The following is a 1,838-nucleotide window of genomic DNA, read 5'->3' on the forward strand; positions in this document are numbered from 1 at the left end:
GAGTTGGCCGCAGGCGTCGTAGCCATAGCGCAGGGTGCCCCAGCCTTGGTGCTCAGCGGTGAGGCGGTTTTGCGCGTCGTATTCGTAGGCTAGAGCCCAGTGACCGTCTTCGACGCTTAGGAGGTTGCCTTGGCGGTCGTAGGCATAGTCAACAATGCTGCCATCGGGAAGGTTTTTTCGTACAAGGCGCCCGGCATGATCGCGCTCGTAACAGGTGATTAGCTGACTGCCGTCATCGCCGTATTCGGTCTTTTCCTGCAGGTTGCCGTTGAGGTCGTAAACGTAGGCGGTGCGTTGGCGGTCGAAGCCGGTTTCCTGCTGGATCAGGCCGTTGGGGTGATATTGCAGCCCATAGATTTCACCGACTTCGTTTTCGATCTCGGTCAGCAACAAACGCACGTTGTCGTAGCGGTATTTGACCTGGGTGCCGTCCGCGTTGATGCGACGGCTGATCAGATGCAGCCCGTCGGCGTATTCGTAGCGGGTGACGTTCCCTAACTCGTCTCGTTCGGCGGTGATCTTTCCGTAAGGGTTGTAGCTGTATTCCCGACAAGCGCCGCCTGGAAGGATCACACGCACCAACCGCCCAACGCCATCCCACTGATACTGGGTCAGCGCGCCATGCTCATCCTCCCGAGCAATCTGCCGTCCAACGTCGTCATAGCGATAACGCTTAATACCACCATTGGGCAATTGCTCCTCAAGCAACTGCCCACGCTCATTCCACACCAGCCGTTGGCTACTGTGATCGGGATACCAAACCCCAATCAGTTGTCCGTGCTTGTTGTAGGTGTAGTCGGTGATATGGCCGTCAGGATCAATCTTGCGCGTGACATCGCCCTGATCATTACGCTCATACTTCCAGACGGCTTCGCCACGCCGCACAACCCGTACGAACCCGTTGTCGTGTTCGTAGGTCGTTGGCTCATCGTCCCCGGGAAACAGCGCCACCAAGCGTCCGGCTTCGTCGTACTGATACGCCGTCACCGCTCCGAGCGGGTCTTGTTCAACCGTCAGCCGGCCTTTGTCGTCGTAGGATTTGAAGTGTTCAGCACCGTCGGGATCCACCCGCTGCACCAGCCGCGCCCGCTGGTCATGTACATAAACTTCCTGGCTGCCATCGGCGTTGAAAACGGTGACGCGACCGTTATCGCCCCAGGCATACCGCGTGTCCATCTGGGAAAAACTCGCCCAATGCCGGATACATCGCGCGGCCTTGCCGGACCGTTCCCACTCCCAGAAGAAACTCGCCCCACCGGCCAAGCCACGCTCAAGAATGACGTGCTGCTCGTCGTACCGGTAAGTCTCACTTTCGCCGACGGCATTGGTCGCCGAAACCAACCGTCCAAGTTCGTCGTAGGCGTAGGAAAAAACACTTTGCTCAGTGACCCAGACGTAGGGCTCATAACCCTTTGCCCGCTGAATCTGGTAATCAACGGCGACGATATGTCCGAGTTCATAACGCAAAAAAAGCGAGCGCCCAACACCGTTATCCACGCGTTCGATGCGCCCCGAGTAATCCCGGGAAATGCGCAACCGGTTGCCATACGCATCGCTGATCGCCGTTAGCGAACCCTTGACGAAATGGTAGAAACGCGAGGATTGAGCTAGCACCAATTCATCTGGCAAAGCGCCCAGATAAATCGCCGCCTCGGCCAAGCTATTGGTGATCGCAGGCCTAGCAGAAGAGGGCAAGGGCAGGGTGGTGGAGCGATTCTCATGATCCGTCCACACCACCGAATCACCCGCAACTTCCAACCGATGCGCCAGCGAGTGACTCCAGCCAAACCCCAACCCGCAATCCACTTCCACCGCACTGGTGCGGTACAACCGGGTCC

At 58.0% G+C, this 1,838-nt stretch carries 1 protein-coding gene; it reads right to left on the reverse strand.

Annotated elements, in window-relative coordinates; all coding sequences use genetic code 11:
• Positions 1-1,838 (reverse strand): DUF6531 domain-containing protein (locus HF257_RS33180; RefSeq protein ID WP_185712155.1); only part of this gene is annotated, 1,838 nt, incomplete at both ends.

It is taken from the genome of Pseudomonas cremoris, assembly GCF_014230465.1.